At 56.6% G+C, this 16,081-nt stretch carries 10 protein-coding genes and 1 riboswitch; of the genes, 6 read left to right on the top strand and 4 right to left on the bottom strand.

Annotated features, from left to right (window positions below; translation table 11 throughout):
- The first annotated feature begins 71 nt into the window (after positions 1 to 71).
- From ligA to PT275_RS02275, 3 genes are all read left to right on the top strand, one after another.
- Positions 72 to 2,966, top strand: coding sequence for an NAD-dependent DNA ligase LigA (ligA, locus tag PT275_RS02265; RefSeq protein ID WP_277153624.1), 2,895 nt, complete (start codon positions 72 to 74; stop codon positions 2,964 to 2,966).
- 369 nt (positions 2,967 to 3,335) lie between these two features.
- Positions 3,336 to 4,460, top strand: coding sequence for an Mrp/NBP35 family ATP-binding protein (locus PT275_RS02270; protein WP_277151959.1), 1,125 nt, complete (start codon positions 3,336 to 3,338; stop codon positions 4,458 to 4,460).
- A 173-nt stretch (positions 4,461 to 4,633) separates the two neighbouring features.
- Positions 4,634 to 5,302, top strand: a complete 669-nt coding sequence (locus PT275_RS02275; protein ID WP_277151961.1) for a GrpB family protein — start codon at positions 4,634 to 4,636, stop codon at positions 5,300 to 5,302.
- Positions 5,303 to 5,528: 226 nt separating this feature from the next.
- On the opposite strand, the gene glnA is transcribed toward PT275_RS02275, so the two are convergent.
- The 4 genes from glnA to PT275_RS02295 all read right to left on the bottom strand — a co-directional run bounded on the left by glnA (position 5,529) and on the right by PT275_RS02295 (position 10,466).
- On the bottom strand, positions 5,529 to 6,965 hold the full coding sequence (glnA, locus tag PT275_RS02280) for a type I glutamate--ammonia ligase (RefSeq protein ID WP_277151964.1): 1,437 nt from the start codon (positions 6,963 to 6,965) through the stop codon (positions 5,529 to 5,531).
- A gap of 177 nt (positions 6,966 to 7,142) precedes the next feature.
- Complete coding sequence (locus PT275_RS02285) at positions 7,143 to 7,937, bottom strand: DUF4191 domain-containing protein (RefSeq protein ID WP_277151966.1); 795 nt, start codon at positions 7,935 to 7,937, stop codon at positions 7,143 to 7,145.
- Between the two features lie 121 nt (positions 7,938 to 8,058).
- Positions 8,059 to 9,594 (bottom strand): FAD-dependent oxidoreductase, encoded by a 1,536-nt coding sequence (locus PT275_RS02290; RefSeq protein ID WP_277151968.1) that lies wholly within the window; start codon positions 9,592 to 9,594, stop codon positions 8,059 to 8,061.
- A 251-nt stretch (positions 9,595 to 9,845) separates the two neighbouring features.
- Positions 9,846 to 10,466 carry a DUF3043 domain-containing protein gene (locus PT275_RS02295; RefSeq protein ID WP_277151970.1) on the bottom strand — a complete coding sequence of 207 codons (621 nt, stop codon included), beginning with the start codon at positions 10,464 to 10,466 and terminating at the stop codon, positions 9,846 to 9,848.
- 142 nt (positions 10,467 to 10,608) lie between these two features.
- Between PT275_RS02295 and PT275_RS02300 the strand changes: the two genes are divergently transcribed.
- From PT275_RS02300 to PT275_RS02310, 3 genes are all read left to right on the top strand, one after another.
- Positions 10,609 to 11,976, top strand: a complete 1,368-nt coding sequence (locus tag PT275_RS02300) for a dipeptidase (RefSeq protein ID WP_277151972.1) — start codon at positions 10,609 to 10,611, stop codon at positions 11,974 to 11,976.
- A 551-nt stretch (positions 11,977 to 12,527) separates the two neighbouring features.
- Positions 12,528 to 12,650: riboswitch (TPP riboswitch) on the top strand.
- Between the two features lie 49 nt (positions 12,651 to 12,699).
- Positions 12,700 to 13,320, top strand: coding sequence for an ECF transporter S component (locus PT275_RS02305; protein WP_277151974.1), 621 nt, complete (start codon positions 12,700 to 12,702; stop codon positions 13,318 to 13,320).
- Between the two features lie 49 nt (positions 13,321 to 13,369).
- Positions 13,370 to 15,931 carry an ATP-binding cassette domain-containing protein gene (locus PT275_RS02310; protein WP_277151976.1) on the top strand — a complete coding sequence of 854 codons (2,562 nt, stop codon included), beginning with the start codon at positions 13,370 to 13,372 and terminating at the stop codon, positions 15,929 to 15,931.
- Positions 15,932 to 16,081: the final 150 nt, after the last annotated feature.

Below are 16,081 nucleotides of genomic sequence, written 5' to 3' on the forward strand. Positions count from 1 at the left end.
AATCGGGAAAGAACGATGCATGGCCCATAATGTAATACTATTGGGTTCCGCAGATGGATTGGATGGGTGACATGGTCAAGTCGACGAAACCGAAAACCGCACAGGGCAAGGCGAACGCAACGGCGCAAGGTGATCAGCTGGCTTGGGATTTTCAAAGTGGCAGAACCGACGCTGCCGAGAATACCGGCGCCGCCCGATACGCCTCCGGTTCTCTGGAGTGGATTGCCGCGTTGCAGCACACCGACGCCGATGCCGAACGGCTTGGAAAACTTGATGTCTCAAAACTCACCAGCGAGGCTGCGGCAAGGCTTTGGGCGCGGGTGGCTGCATGGGTAGAAAGCGATCAGATCGCCTACTACATCGATTCCGAGCCGGTTTCCTCGGATGCCGCCTACGATACATTTTTACGGTGTTTGCAGGCGCTTGAGGCTGATTTCCCGGCGCTTGACAACCCCCAGTCGCCCACGCATCGCGTCGGTGGCACATTCTCCAACGAATTCCCCGATGTGGTGCTCCCCTCCAAGATGCTGAGTCTGGACGATGTATTTTCCATCGCGGAGCTCAGGGAATGGTATGACGGCGTTTTGAAGGCGCTTGAATGGCCGGACGGCAAGCTTTTGCCGATGACCTGCGAGGTCAAGATCGATGGACTGGCGCTTGATTTGCTCTACCGCGACGGTGTACTGGAACAAGGACTCACCCGCGGCGACGGCACGACCGGCGAAGATATCACCACCAACGTGCGCACCATTGCCTCGATTCCGCAGAATCTCAAGGGTTCGCCCGAAGACATTCCGAGATTTGTCGAGATTCGCGGCGAGGTCTTCATGCGTTGGGATGATTTCCATGAACTCAACAAGGTGAATGAGAATGACGGCAAAGCGCCATTTGCCAATCCTCGCAACGCTGCCGCAGGGTCGCTTCGTCAGAAGGATCCGCGGATTACCGCCTCCCGCCATCTGAGTTTCTACGCACACGGCCTAGGCCTTTTGCAATGGGCGCCCGGCAGTGTGAACGTTGGCCATGACGCTGTTGACGACCAGTCCGAGGCTTATGACTTGTACAAGAAGTGGGGGATTCCTGTTTCCCCGCACAATCGTGAGATTACGAGCTTTGACCAGATTCTCGACATGATCGACTACTACGGCGAACACCGCGGCGACATCGAGCATGCGCTCGACGGCATCGTGGTCAAGGTCGACGATCTGGCGTTGCAACGCCGCCTCGGTGCCACTTCGCGAGCCCCGCGCTGGGCCATCGCCTACAAATACCCGCCTGAGGAAGTCAACACCAAACTGCTCAACATCATCGTTCAGGTCGGGCGTACGGGGCGTGTCACGCCTGTGGCTGTGTTGCAGCCGGTCTATGTCGCCGGTTCCACGGTTGCGGCGGCGACCTTGCACAACCCTTCCGAAGTCAAGCACAAGAACGTGATGATCGGCGACACTGTCGTGGTGCGCAAAGCCGGGGATGTCATCCCTGAGATCGTGGGGCCCGTATTGGAACGGCGTAAAGGCCATGAAAATGAGTTGCGCGAATTCGTCATGCCGGAATATTGCCCGTCCTGCGGCACCAAACTTGCTCCCGCTAAAGAAGGCGACAAGGATATTCGCTGTCCGAATGTGGAAAGTTGCCCGGCGCAGTTCACCCAACGAGTCATGAACCTAGCCAGTCGCAAAGCGTTGGATATCGAGCATTTGGGGGAGCAGAGCGCTATCGCCCTGACCAACCCTGAGGAGAACAGGCCGGAATCAGTGGCGACATACGCGCCGGACCTGCGTGATATCGAGGTTGAGCCGGGCGAAGAGCCTGAGCCGTATGAACCGGTTGCGGGGCTGCAGTTGCCTGCGAAACAGGATCCTGTGCTCACCAGCGAGGCGGATGTCTTTACGCTGAATGCCGACGATCTGAAGGATGTCGAAGTCTGGAGAGAATCCGCCATTATCGAGGTCAGCGAACATATCGACGAAGAGGGACGTAAGCACAAGCGTCGCAAGAACCGCGGTGGTTCCGGTCTCTGGCATCGTGTCCCGGCTTTCTGGACGGCTCCTATTGAGGCTAAGAAGGGGAAAGCCTTAAGTTCGCGGGTTGCTGCTGGAAGCCAGACCTTAGTTGATGACACCGGTGAAGAATCCAACCGGATCGAGGATCAGGCGCATGCTTTCGGTAGTGAAGAGACTTCCGTTCAAAACGGAGGCCAGACACAAGGCGCCGGTGTTCAAGATGTTTCTGCTCAGGCTCAAGACCATGCATCAGTGCAAGTTTCTTCGTCAGCTCAACTCCATCAGCCTAGTTACCCAGGCTATGATGTCCCTTCCGATGCCGTGGTCATTGCCACGAATCGTCGCAAGACGCGCGATGGCATCAGTGAGCAGCCGGTCTATGTGCGTCCGGGGGAGAATACCAAAAAGATGCTCGAGGAAATCGACAAGGCTAAGCAAGCCGACCTCTGGCGGGTGTTGGTGGCTCTTTCGATTCGTCGTCTTGGCCCGCCTACCGCTCGCTTGATCGCCAACCGTTTTGGTTCGCTAGATGCCATCGCCGACGCGAACGTGGATGATCTGGTCGCCATCGACGGCATCGGTCAGGAAATCGCCGAATCCGTGGTCTCATGGTTCTCCAACGCCCGCAAGCCGGGGGATTGGCGTGGCAAGATTCTCAAGGCGTGGAAAGCCGCAGGAGTCGGGCAAAGCGTGGAGAAAAACACGCTGCCGCAGACGTTGGTCGGAAAGACCGTGGTCGTCACTGGCTCGTTGGAAGGCTTCAGCCGAGAATCCGCCAAAGAAGCAATCGTCGAACGCGGTGGCAAGGCAGCAGGTTCGGTGAGCAAGAAAACCGATTACGTCGTCGTCGGTGCCAATGCCGGCTCCAAAGAGGCCAAGGCCGAGGAACTCGGCGTTCCGATGCTTGACGAAGATCAGTTCAAGAGGTTGCTGGAAACCGGCGAACCGGGAGACAAGAGCTGAATGTTACTGAACGCTGAAAGTCACGGAACGTTGAACATTATGAAACGCCGAAATCTACAGAACATTGAATGCTACGAAACGTTGAGCATGGCGGAACACTCAATCGGCAATCGTGTCGTTGGCGTCAATGGCATAACGTGTGAAGCGATGTCATAGTCGCGCATTGATTGTGCACACTCATTGGCAGGTGGAATCGGTGGATTATGTGTCCCAAAAGCGTTGGTCCTGATTGCGGTTTAGTCCTTACCATGTTTGGCCTCTACCGTGATCTAGTCGACTAGCCATTTCAGCATTAGGTAATACGTAAAAACACTGGCGAGCCTTCGTCGGAAACGATACAGTGGGAGGCAAGTGAAAAAGGAAGGTACGATGACGCAGAACGACACGATTGAACAACGGATCGAACAGCAGGTCTACGAACGTTTGAGTCATGTCATCGACCCTGAATTGGGTCGTTCTGTCACCGATTTGGGGATGGTTCCTGCGGTTGAGGTATCAAAAAACGATGATGGCGACAACGCCTACGATGTCATCGTTCATGTCGAGCTGACGGTGCCTGGTTGCCCGCTTTCCAAAACCATCAGTGAACGTATTACGCAAGCTGTGCTCGCCTATCCCGACGCAAAACTTACGCCGAAAATCGAAATCAGTGCAATGAGCCGTGAAAAGCTGGGCAACCTGGTCAACGAGCTAAAGGCAGAACGTCGTCAGAACCCGTTCAACAAACCTGGGACGAAAACCCGTATCTTCGCCATCGCCTCCGGTAAAGGTGGCGTGGGCAAATCCTCGGTCACCGCCAATCTCGCGGCCACGTTCTCGGCGTTGGGCTATGACACTGCGGCTATCGATGCCGATATTTACGGGTTCTCGCTGCCGTCCCTGTTCGGCGTGCATTCTCGTCCGACCGACTTGAACGGTATGCTAATGCCGGTGGTTGCCTGGGGTGTCAAGATGATTTCCATTGGCATGTTCGCCGGGGCTGACCGTGCGATTCTTTGGCGTGGTCCGCGTCTGCAGCGCTCGCTTGAACAATTCCTCGCTGACGTATGGTGGGGAAGTCCCGACGTCCTCCTGCTTGACCTTGCGCCTGGTACCGGCGATATGGCCATTTCCGTGGCCCAGACCCTGCCCAACGCCGAGCTGGTGGTTGTTACCACCCCGCAGCCCAGCGCCTCCGACGTGGCCGTACGCTCCGGCCTTGTCGCCCTGCAGGTGCCGATGAAAGTGCGCGGCGTGGTGGAGAACATGAGCTATTTCGACTATAAGGGCGAGCGTCTGCATATCTTCGGCGAAGGTGGCGGCCAGCGTGTTTCCGATCAATTGACGGAAGCCCTTGGCTACGATGTCCCGCTCCTGACCCAGCTTCCTTTGCAGCCTGAAATCCGAGAAATCGATGATTCCGGCCGACCTGCCGTCCTGAATCCCGATGGTTCCCTCGCATCGACACCGGTTGCCAAGTCCTTCAATGATTTGGCAACCCAATTGATGCGATAATACCTAAGCAATTTACATTTTTGCTGCCTTAAATCTTTGTTCATTGAATACAGACAAGTAAGTATCCATATTTCAGAACATTCTGAAAGCAATAGTGCGCTTTATTGTGTCGATTATTATGAGGACTTGTGAATTAATCCAATTGCAATTGGGAGAGACTGCTGGTGACAGATATGAGAGATAGTGATGACAATCCCGTTACGGGCGGGCGATGGAATTCGGCGGCATTTCGCAAAGCCATTGTGACGTTTGATGATGCACCTACCCCTCCGGGCGAATCCCCGTTTGTCGGTGGGGTAGAGCCACGGCGTGATATTGCCGTCGTCCCTTACGATGCAGCGTGGTCGACGGTCTTTGAACGGTTGCGTGAGGAAATTGTCGAATCGCTTGGCTTCGGTGCACTGTCCGTCGAACATATCGGTTCCACGTCGGTACCGGGACTGGCCGCGAAACCTGTGATCGACATTGATGTCACCGTCGCCGATTCAGCAGAGGAGCAAGCGTACGCTCCTGCACTCGAGAAGCTGGGATTCCATTTGATAATTCGTGAGCCTTGGTGGTATGGGCATCGTATGTTCCGCGGCGACGATCCGGCCTGCAACCTGCACGTATGGTCGGTTGGATCACCCGAGGCTGTGCGGCATCTCATATTTCGCAACTGGTTGCGTCACAATCCAGAGGACCGGAACTTGTACATTGCGGTAAAGCAGGAAGCCGCAAAATATACAACTGCTGAGGGAGGCTTGGTATCTGAGTATAACCAGCGCAAGCAGGACGCTATTCGCTCGATTTACGCCCGGGCTTTCGCTGCTGCGGGACTTACCGAAATGGAATCAGAATAGTTTCTCATTGATGCAATACATGACTGGACAAACCGCCCTTGTACAGTCATGCATCGTGTGATGTGCGGTAATCAACGAAACAAAAAACAGAGGGGATTTTAGCTTCTTGATGCCATAAAATGCCTTCTATCCATTCATATTATTGATTCGTTGAAAAGAACAAACAATAAAATGTCTGCCACCTCGGTGAAGTGGCAGACATTTTAATGATGAGCGATGAACCGGCTCAGCAGTTGAAGTAGAGCTCGTACTCGAGCGGAGTCGGGGCCAAGCGCTGCTGGTCAATCTCCTCGCGCTTCAAGGCGACCCAGGTCTCCAGAAGGTCGGTGGTGAAGACGTCGCCGGCGGTCAGGAAATCGTTGTCTTCCTCGAGGGCGTCCATCGCTTCGCCAAGCGAGGCGGGGACGTGCTTCATGTTGTCCAGCTCTTCCGGCGGCAGCTCATAGATGTCCTTGTCGACAGGGGCCGGAGGCTCGATGTGGTTCAATACGCCGTCCATGCCGGCCATCAGCTGGGCCGAGAAGGCGAGGAACGGGTTGCAGGAGGGATCGGGGACACGGAACTCGATGCGCTTGGCCGCGGGAGCGGTGCCAGCGAACGGGATGCGGATGGCGGCCGAACGGTTGCGGGCCGAGTAGACGAGGTTCGTCGGGGCTTCGTAGCCGGGCACCAGGCGCTTGTATGAGTTGAGCGACGGGTTGGTGAAGGCGAGCACCGAGGAGGCGTGCTTGATCAGGCCGCCGATGTACCAGCGGGCGATGTCGGAAAGGCCGCCGTAGCCGTTCTCGTCGTAGAAGAGCGGCTTGCCGTCCTTCCACAGCGACTGGTGGCAGTGCATGCCGGTGCCGTTGTCGCCAGCGATGGGCTTGGGCATGAAGGTGACGGCCTTGCCCGCCTCGAAGGCGGTCTCGTGCACGACGTACTTGTACTTCTGCAGGTCGTCGCCGGCGTGCGTCAGCGTGTTGAAGCGGTAGTTGATCTCCTGCTGGCCTGCGCCGCCGACTTCGTGGTGGCTGCGCTCAAGGATCAGTCCGACCTTCTGCAGGTTGGCGACCATGTCGTCGCGCAGGTCCTGGTTGTGGTCTTGCGGAGCCGGCGGGAAGTAGCCGCCCTTGACGCGGTTTTTGAAGCCGACATTGGCTGAACCGTCGGCCTCCACTTCGGCACCGGTGTTCCATGGTGCCTCGATGGAATCGACTTCGTAGAAGGAACGCTGCATCGTGTTCTCGTAGCGCACGCTGTCGAAGAGGAAGAATTCGGCTTCGGGAGCGAAGCAGGCGGTGTCGGCCACGCCGGTCGACTTGATGTAGGCTTCGGCCTTGGAGGCGACTTGGCGCGGATCGCGCGAATACGGCTCCATGGTGATCGGATCGACCACGGAATGTGAGACAACGAGCGTCTTGTGCTTGCGGAACGGGTCAAGGAAAGCCGTGGAAACATCCGGAACCAGCTTCATGTCGGAGTTTTCGATGGCCTGGAAGCCGCGGATGGAGGATCCGTCGAACGGCTCGCCGTCGGTGAATGCGTCTTTCAGGAATTCACTCGCCGGTACGGTGAAGTGCTGCTGGCCACCCAGCAGATCGGTGAAGCGCACGGAGATGTATTCCACACCTTCCGTGTTGATGAGGGCTTCGAGGTCTTCCTTCGTTTCGAGTGCAGTCAATGGACCGCTCCTTTCGTTGTGCTAACAATGTTCAAGTGTAAGGTAACGAGTTTCCAGAGGTCGCGTATTGGGTTACGAATATGTTTCGGACGGGGATTTTTCATTGAAATTCGTTGATTTAAAGAGGAAACCGTATATGAAAAATCCTCTCGCAATTTGGTCACGAGAGGAAGGAGGTCACCGGCCGCGCATGGCCCGTTGGCTGATGTGCTGCGGACGCATCGGGTCAACGCCTTTGGGGATGCCGAGGCCACGCTTGTTCTGAAGGGTGCGTAGACGGTCATTCAGGGTGTCAAGTTCTTCTTTGGTCAGCAGGAAACGACGCCTGGGATGGATCTTCCTGATAATGGAGAACTTGTAGTCGGTCGGCTCATAGCTCTTGCATTTCAGCACGGTTTTGCGCAGATCCTTTAGACGTACCTGGCCTTCCTCCGTGCCTACCGAAATGCGGTAGACCGGGATGTCGCTGCCTGCGGTGATGCCTTTGATGGCCTGTTCCTGACGCTGAAGAGGACGTTTCGTGCGGTTTTTACTGCCCTCGGCGAGCAGGTAGATGCCGTTATAGCCTGTGCCGCGCCAGATGGCTTCCTTGGTTCGCGGGTCGATCCACACCGGGGTTTGCGGGAAGCTGTATCCAGCCTTGTTGATGTTGCTCAGCACGCTGATTGCGGCGCCAGGCTTGCCATCGAGTTTGGCATAGCCGACCTTGTCGGCACGGTTGGTGAGTGTCATTGTGAAGAACAGCACACCGAGCATCACCACCATGATCATCATCAGGATCCATGACAGCCAACCCCAATGCAGGAATATGCCGGCCACGATACCGATGACGACAGGCAACAGGAAAACGCCAAGCAGCAACCATGGCAAGGTCTTGTCTTCCTCATGGGTGTACTTGTAGATCTGGATGATCTGCTTGATGACTTTTGGACCCTTTTTCTTGTCTTTCTTTGCCTTTTTCTCTGTGGCCATCGACTTCCTCACTTGTTTTCGAACATGTAACAGACTAAATCCCGATTTTAGGGAGTGGTTCAGACGCGAGATGTCAGCACCATTTGGATGCTGGCAAAAAATATGTCATTGACCTGCAACATTATCGCGTATGCAATGGCCTGCCGTCGGCCTTGAGCAGGGCCTCTCCGAATGCCTCACTGAACGTAGGGTGAGGGTGTACGAGTCGGGCTGCATCGGAAAGGGGAATGCGGTTGCCGACCAGTTCTTCGGCCTCGGCGATCAGGTCGCCAGCATCCGGGGCGAGCATATGCACGCCGAGTACCACCTGCGTATCCGGCTTGTCGGCATACGCTCCGGTCACCACCGACATGGATGCGGCCTCACCGCTCATCAGAACGCGGGCGTTGCCCATCATCGGATAGGCGGACTCCCCCGGATCGAGGATATCCGGGTTCGTCTTGGCTTGGTCGAGGGTCAGCCCGACACTGGCGAATTCCGGAGTGGAAAACACGACTTCTGGAACCGTACTGTTGTCGACGGGTTTGGGGGTCAACCCGGCTATGGATTCGGCGATGACCATGCCCTGTTCGAAAGCCCGGTAGGCGAGCGCCGGCCCGACCGTGATGTCTCCGAGTGCCCAGATTCCCGGCTGTCCGGTGCGGCCGAAAGCATCGGTGGCCACCAGACCGTTCTCGTCCAATCCGATGCCGTTGGCTGCGAACCAATCGGCGTCGGTATTCGGATCGCGTCCGATCGCGGCCAGCACCACGTCGGCTTCGATTTTTTGCGGTTCCTTGTCCTTGTCGGTTCGATAGCGCACGGTTGAGCCTGCAATAGCCGAAGATCGGCCGTTGTCGATATCGATGACCTCGCTATGGGCAACGACATGCACGCCGTTTTTTGCCAAGGTCCGGGTCAACGCCATGGAGGTGCGCCGGTGCATGTGCGAGAGTACACGTTCACGGCGAATCAGCAGGGTCACGTCCACACCCGCGGCGTTCCACATCGACGCGAATTCCACCGCAACCGCACCCGCGCCGATGACGATGGCTGATTTCGGAAATTGCGGGAGGTCGAGGGCCTGGGTGGAATCGATCAGGGAGCCTTCGAAAGGATAGCCGGGTAACGGTCGGGGGCGCGAACCTGTGGCCACTACGATGTTTTGGGCAGTGATTTCGGTGGTTGATTCGCCGACTCTTTCGTTGCCGGTCTGGCAATGGGATTGCGCGGTTGCAGGTTTTGGGCCAACGTCGTCTTTCCCAATCCTTGATTTGTGATTATCCGTTTTGGCGAGTTCTATGCGGATATGGTGCGGTGCGACAATCGAGGCTTCCCCGTGGATGACCGTTACCTTTCTGGCGGAAAGCAGAGATGCAAGACCATCGGTCATCGAACGGACGGATTGGTCTTTGAAGGCCTTCAGTCTTGCGAAGTCGATGCGCTCGGTTCTTGCATCGATGCCCATGCGCGCGGCATCGCTGACATTGTGGATCGTACGGGTGGCGGTGATCAGTGCTTTTGACGGGATGCACCCGCGGTTGAGGCAGGTTCCCCCGATTACGTCCTCGCGATTGACCAAGGCGACCGAAAGTCCAAGTTGGGCGGCACGTAACGCTGTGGCATACCCGCCGGGGCCACCGCCGATGACGACGATGTCGAAATGTGTATTCTGCATGGTTACTCCAAGATTTGGTTAACCACAATAATAAACGATGCCATCAGCCAGAGGAGAGCGTCGAATGATTGCCCGGCCCAGGCTTAAGAATAAGGGCTTTAAGATGTGGAAAACCGTTTTCTTATTTCAGAACTCGCCTATGGCACGGATACTTGTGGTCGTTAGTGGGAATGCCACAACTATGAAAATGCCCTCGCACACGTTCCATGAATGTATGCGAAGGCATCATCTGCTCAAAGCTGTCAGCCGTGCTACTTCGGCCAGTTGCCGCGTTTCTTCGAAGTCGGCTTGGGAACACGCCAACGACGTAGCTGCAGGGCGCGGCTCCAGGCATAGGAGCACATACGCGAGCCTTTGGCCACCGATTTCTCGCCGAATTTTTCGATGAGCTTTTTCTTGAGCTTGTGCCACATGATGAAGATGTCGATGATCGCGACGATCAGGTAGATGTAGGTAAGGGCAAGTATTGGGGTATACAAATTCGGCCACTTGATGGCGATGAACATGGAAATGATCATGATGCCGAAGATGACCGGGATGAAATATTCGGCGAGGTTGAATCGTGCATCCACGTAATCACGCACATAGATATGCGCGGGGTCGCGTTCAAGACGCGGCATATGCGCCACGTCGCCGGTGCGCATGGCGTCATACTGCTCGTCTTCCTTTTTCTTGATGCGTTCCTTGGCGGCCTTGCGGTCGGCTTTGCGATTCTTGGGAACGATAGGATGAAGGTTGCGTTCCTCAGCGACTTTGCGCTTGGGTGTAGGATGGCCCTTGCTTTCTTGTTCCTGCGGTGCTTCCGCTTTGGAATCGGCGGTTTTCTGCGCCGTTTCCTTATCTTTGTCCTTGTTAAAGGGATTCCATGTCATTCTTTGAGAATAAGGGAAAGCCTCGACGCTGCCAACACCCTCTATCGGAATGGAACTGAAGCGTTTTCAGCGGATTTTCGGCGTTTTCTTGGGTCTGTGTGATTATCAGAGGTGAATGATCAGGTTTGACAAGGAGCATGACATGGCTGAATTGAGCAAAGAGGAAATACGTTCGCGGGTCGACGCCGATTTTGAGCGGATCGTCGATTTGCTGAGCAAGAAGGTCGCGCTGAAATCGGTTTCCGCCGAAGGCATCACAGCGGAGCACATGCGGCGTTCTGCGCAATTCGTGGCCGACGAGCTGAAGGAACGTGGTGTGGATGCGAAAGTGGTGCAATCCAAGAATCCTGATGGTACTGACGGCGCTTTCGAGGTCGTCGGTTCGAAGATTGTCGACCCGAATGCACCGACCGTGCTGTTGTACGCGCATCATGACGTCCAGCCGGTGCCGGATGCCTCGGCGTGGGACACCGATCCGTTCGTGGCCACCGAGGTCGACGGCCGTCTTTACGGCCGCGGTGCCACGGACGATGGCGGCGGCATTGCAATTCATTCCGGTGCGTTGCATGCGCTTGGCGACAATCTCAAAGTCAATATCAAGGTATTCATCGAAGGCGAGGAGGAGATGGGCTCGCCGAGCTTCATCCCCTTCATCGAGGCCCACCAGGACGAATTCGATTCCGATGTCATCATCGTGGCCGATTCCGGCAACTGGAGCGCCGAAATCCCGAGCCTCACCACCAGCCTTCGCGGCAATACCGATCTGGACGTCACGGTGAAGGCGCTGGAGCATCCGGTGCACTCCGGACAGTTCGGCGGTCCGATTCTCGACACCAACACGCTGTCGAGCATGCTGATTGCCTCGATGTATGCCGAAGACGGCTCGCTTGCCATACCTGGCCTTGAAGGGGGAGATCCGGTCGGCGGACTTCAGCGCGATCTGGACGAGGCCACGCTTCGCGCCGATTCCTCGGTCGTGGATTCCTATCGTTTCGCAGGCTCCGGCTCTTTGGCCTCACGCCTGTGGACCAAACCGAGCATCTCCGTCATCGGCTTCGACGCCCATCCGGTGGACGGTTCGTTCAACGTCATCGCCAACGAGACCCGCTTCCGCCTTTCCATCCGTACCGCGCCGAACCAGCGCCCCGAAGACGCGGCGAAGGCCGTCACCGATTTCCTGACTTCCCATGCCCCGTTCGGCGCTGAAGTCTCGGTTTCCATGGTTGACGCAGGAATGGGTTGGAGCATGGATCCGAACGCAGAAGCCACGAAGGACGCGATGGAATCGATGCGCGAGGCGTTCGGGGTCGATCCGATCAACAAGGGCGAAGGTGGGTCGATCCCGTTCATCCCCGAATTGCAGCGCATTTTCCCCAAGGCGCAGGTCCTGGTCACCGGTCCCGAAGACCCGAAGGGCAACGCCCACAGCCCCAACGAGTCGATCGACCTGACGAGTCTCAAGAACAACGTAATCACCGAGGCTCTGATCCTCAACAAACTCGCAAAGTAACCGGTAACTCTTTCGTCCCAAGACGTTAGTCGTGGCGGCGCGGGATATACAATGTTCGGGACGCTCCTTGGCCGCTCGGCCGTGTCTTACGCCCGACCATCGCATATCCCGTGCCGCCACTAATGCTAAAGGCAACTTACTGTTGCAATCTCTAAATGATAAAAGAATCAGGGTCGGTGTCATTAAAAAGCGAATATCTGCCATATGCCACAGATTTTGATGCATATGCGAAACAATTGCAAGGTAGTTTTATGAAACTTCTTATACAAGATAATTATTCGCTTGTGAGCCACCTCCCGCAAGTATCTGTCAGTCAAATTCCTCTGTGCATTAGTGCGGGGCTGGGGCATGTGATGCTGAGGCGTAAAGCTTGGCCTATGCAAAATCAAAGATTTTGCCTTCGCGCTCGATACATCGCGCTCACTTCGCCTACAGGAAGCCCACTGGGCTTCCTGCTTAACGGCTCAGCCGGTAAGGGTGCCGAAGCGTTACATGCCCCCAGCCCCGCACGACTCACGTCTGGTTGTTTGACAGGGGATTGCTCTAGGATGGCGAATTGACACGGGGGCTGTCTGCCGGCGCAAGCTGGCAGATGGCTGAGATGAGGATTTTCCTCGACCGAATGAACGTGAGTCCGGACAATGCCGGCGCACGGACGTCTCTCTTTCCCGTGCCTTGCAATGCACGCCGATAGGCGGTGTGCACAACGGAAAGGCACAAATCATGTCATCAACATCATCTCCGACACAACCAGTTGTTCAGGACCTCAAGTGGCGTGTCGTCGATATCGTCGTCGCGGCGGCGATTGGCGTCGCCAGCTCCCTGATTTACTGGCTTGCTGCCGTACTCACCGCAGCCCCATGGCCGCTGATCGACGCCATTCTTCCAGGCCTGGCCGGAATCCTCAACGGCTTCTGGCTGTTCGCCGGCCCGCTTGCCTCCATTATCGTGCGTAAGCCGGGTGCGGCCGTCTTCGCGGAAATCGTGGCCGCCATCCTTGAAGCGCTGTTCGGCAACCAGTGGGGTGGCGTCGAGACCGTACTTATTGCTCTGATTCAGGGTCTGCTCGCCGAACTGGTGTTCGCGGCATTCCGCTACCGCAAATGGAATGTCTGGGTGACCATGCTCGCCGGAGCCTTTTCCGGCGTGGGTTGCTGGGCCTATAGCTTCGTCAAAAAACTGGTGGCGATGAAGTCCACCGCGGCATACGGCCCTGTTTATTTCACGACTACCGTCATCTCCGGAATCGTCATCGCAGGTTGGCTGATGTGGCTGCTCTATCTGGCTATCGCCAAAACCGGTGCACTTGACAAATTCGCTTCCGGGCATACCAGCAAGGCGTAGGCTATAGAGAGTTTTGCAAAATACCGTTCATGACGATATAGGAAGTCGAATGCAGGCCATAACACCCACAGACACCGAGGAACTCACGGCGCAAGTCGGGCAGGCCGACGACAATCTGCCGCAATCCGTGCGTTTCGAATATTGGGGATACCGTCATGCCTCGCGCAGCGAGTTTACGGTCACCGATCTTAACCTTGATATCAAGGCCGGTGAACGTGTATTGCTTCTGGGTGCTTCTGGAATCGGCAAGTCGACGTTGCTTGAGGCTACGGCGGGGCTGATCGGTGGTGGGTTTGCCGGTTCCGACTCTCAAGCGGGCCAGGATAATACGGCCTATGAAGACGAGGACGGGGGTGTGAGCGTCGGTCGGATTCTGATTGGCGGCATCCCCGTCACCCAGGCGCGCGGCAAGGTCGGACTTGTATTGCAGGATCCGGACGCCCAGGCTGTTTTCGAACGGTTGGGTGACAATGTGGCGTTCGGCCCGGAAAACATGGCGATGTCGCCGGAGTTGATATGGCCGTGCGTTCGTAAGGCTTTGGACGAGGTCGGCCTCGGCGGTCTGCAGTTGCATCGCATGGTGACGCACTTGAGCGGTGGACAGTTGCAGCGGCTGGCGTTGGCCGGTGCGCTCGCAATGAATCCCGGCGTGTTGTTGCTTGACGAGCCCACGGCGAACCTTGACCCGGAAGGCGTTTCCCAGATTGTGGGCGCGGTCAAAAGGGTAGTTGACAGGAACCATTCGACGATGGTGTTGGTGGAGCACCGGGTCGACGAATGGATTGATTTGATCGACCGCGTCGTGCTGCTTGGCAAAAACGGTGATACTTCCGCCGCCAGGGTGGAGGCCGATGGGACGCCCGATAAGGTTTTCGGGGATAAGACCATTGACTTCGATGAGCTCGGCATTTGGATTCCCAGACGGTACCGGCACCGTGAATTGCCAAGTCGTGCGCCTGCTCAGGACAAAACAATGCAGGATTTGGGCGAGGTCAGGAAGGAGGCCGTTCTTTCCACCCGTCATCTGTCCATCGGCCGGGCAGGCAAGGCCATCGCCGAGGACATCAATCTTGATTTCAGCAGCGGTGAGGTGGTTGCGCTGGTCGGACGCAACGGGGCAGGGAAATCCACACTTTCTCTGACGTTGGCAGGATTGCTTGAACCGGTTTCCGGTGAGGTCGTCGCTCGCGGCCCTTTGGCAAAAGGCGTTAAAGGGACTGCTCCAATTACTTGGAAATCCTCTCAGTTGGCCAGCCGTATATCCTACGTTTTCCAAAATCCCGAACATCAGTTCGCCCGTGGTACGGTGCTCGAAGAAGTGATGCTCGGGCCGATCCGGTCCGGTACACCGGAAGAAGAGGCCAAGTCCGCCGCAATCTCGTTGCTCCGGCGTTTTAGCCTTGAACGATATGCCGAGGCCAATCCCTACACGCTTTCCGGCGGGGAGAAGCGCCGGTTGACCGTCGCCTCGGCCTTGGCATCGGCTCCGCATGTGCTCATCCTCGATGAACCCACATTCGGGCAGGACCGCACCACTTGGCGCGAAATGGTCGACCTTATCGCCAAATTGCGTGACGAGGGTATCTGCATCATCGTAGTGACCCACGATCGTGATCTGGTGCGGGCATTGGATGCCCGAGTCATCGAGTTTCGTGCCGATGCCGGTTCCGAGGACGCTGGCCGCGAAAATCGCGAGTTGATTGGAAACAATGGCTCCGGTGACTCGAAGCGCCACAGCAGTCGACCTGTCGGTGAAGTAGCGAAAACGCGACAAGCCGAACGGCAAAGCGAACGACAGATCGTTGAGGTCAGCGCCATCAATGATCGTCAGGAAGCGGAGCATTTGTCGAGCGCATCACCGTTTTTGGCGACACTCAATCCCTCGTTCCGTTTTATCGGTGGACTTCTGGTGGCCCTGCCGATGTTGCTGAGCCTCGATTGGGTGTCCGCCGGTGTCGCGTTGGCTGTGGAATTTCTGTTGCTGGCGTTGTTGGGCATATCGCCTTGGCGCGTGGTCAAGTCCACATGGCCGGTGTTCATCGGAGCTCCCGGGTCGGCCTTGGCCGTGGTGCTCTACGGCAAGGAGGGCGGCACCCTTTGGTGGCACTGGGGCTTGATGACCATTACCGATCGCTCTTTGATACTTGCACTGGCGACGGCCTTGCGCGTGCTGGCCATCGGTGTCCCTGCCATCATCGCGGTCATCGGCATCGATGCCACCGATCTGGCCGATTCCTTCAGCCAGATTCTTCATCTTCCCGACCGCTTTGTCTATGGTGGCCTTGCCGGAATGCGCCTCTTTTCGGTGTTGCGCGATGATTGGGCTGCACTCACCGCCTCGCGTCGTTCCCGCGGTCTTGGCGACGAAAACAAGTTTAAGGCCTTCTTCCCGCAGACTTTCGCGCTGCTGGTCCTGTCCATCCGTCGCTCCACGATGCTCGCCACGGCGATGGAAGCCCGCGGTTTTGGATCGGATCTACCGAGAACGCATGCAAGAGTCAGCCGCGTGCACACCCGTGATTGGGCGTTTTTGGCGGTATGCCTGCTGATTCCCGTCCTTTCCCTGGTGGTTTCCGCCCTATGCGGCACCTTTGCCTTCTTCGGTGGGTGAGCGGTGTTGCGGTAAAACCGTGCACTATTTTAGAATCGTCATGATAGTTTTCTGTATGACGCTTATAGTTTCCTTGGCAAATATCTGTCCGGAAAATGGTAACGATATCGCGTAAAGTATGAGCCATGCCTTTTAATCAGCACATCATCG

Source organism: Bifidobacterium sp. ESL0745, assembly GCF_029433335.1.
GTDB lineage: Bacteria > Actinomycetota > Actinomycetes > Actinomycetales > Bifidobacteriaceae > Bifidobacterium.

Excerpts from the sequence above, each read along its gene's own strand:
- ligA (WP_277153624.1), top strand. The coding sequence starts at position 72 with ATGGTCAAGTCGACGAAACCGAAAACCGCACAGGGCAAGGCGAACGCA.
- PT275_RS02270 (WP_277151959.1), top strand. The coding sequence starts at position 3,336 with ATGACGCAGAACGACACGATTGAACAACGGATCGAACAGCAGGTCTAC.
- PT275_RS02275 (WP_277151961.1), top strand. The coding sequence starts at position 4,634 with ATGAGAGATAGTGATGACAATCCCGTTACGGGCGGGCGATGGAATTCG.
- PT275_RS02285 (WP_277151966.1), bottom strand. The coding sequence starts at position 7,937 with ATGGCCACAGAGAAAAAGGCAAAGAAAGACAAGAAAAAGGGTCCAAAA.
- PT275_RS02290 (WP_277151968.1), bottom strand. The coding sequence starts at position 9,594 with ATGCAGAATACACATTTCGACATCGTCGTCATCGGCGGTGGCCCCGGC.
- PT275_RS02295 (WP_277151970.1), bottom strand. The coding sequence starts at position 10,466 with ATGACATGGAATCCCTTTAACAAGGACAAAGATAAGGAAACGGCGCAG.
- PT275_RS02300 (WP_277151972.1), top strand. The coding sequence starts at position 10,609 with ATGGCTGAATTGAGCAAAGAGGAAATACGTTCGCGGGTCGACGCCGAT.
- PT275_RS02305 (WP_277151974.1), top strand. The coding sequence starts at position 12,700 with ATGTCATCAACATCATCTCCGACACAACCAGTTGTTCAGGACCTCAAG.
- PT275_RS02310 (WP_277151976.1), top strand. The coding sequence starts at position 13,370 with ATGCAGGCCATAACACCCACAGACACCGAGGAACTCACGGCGCAAGTC.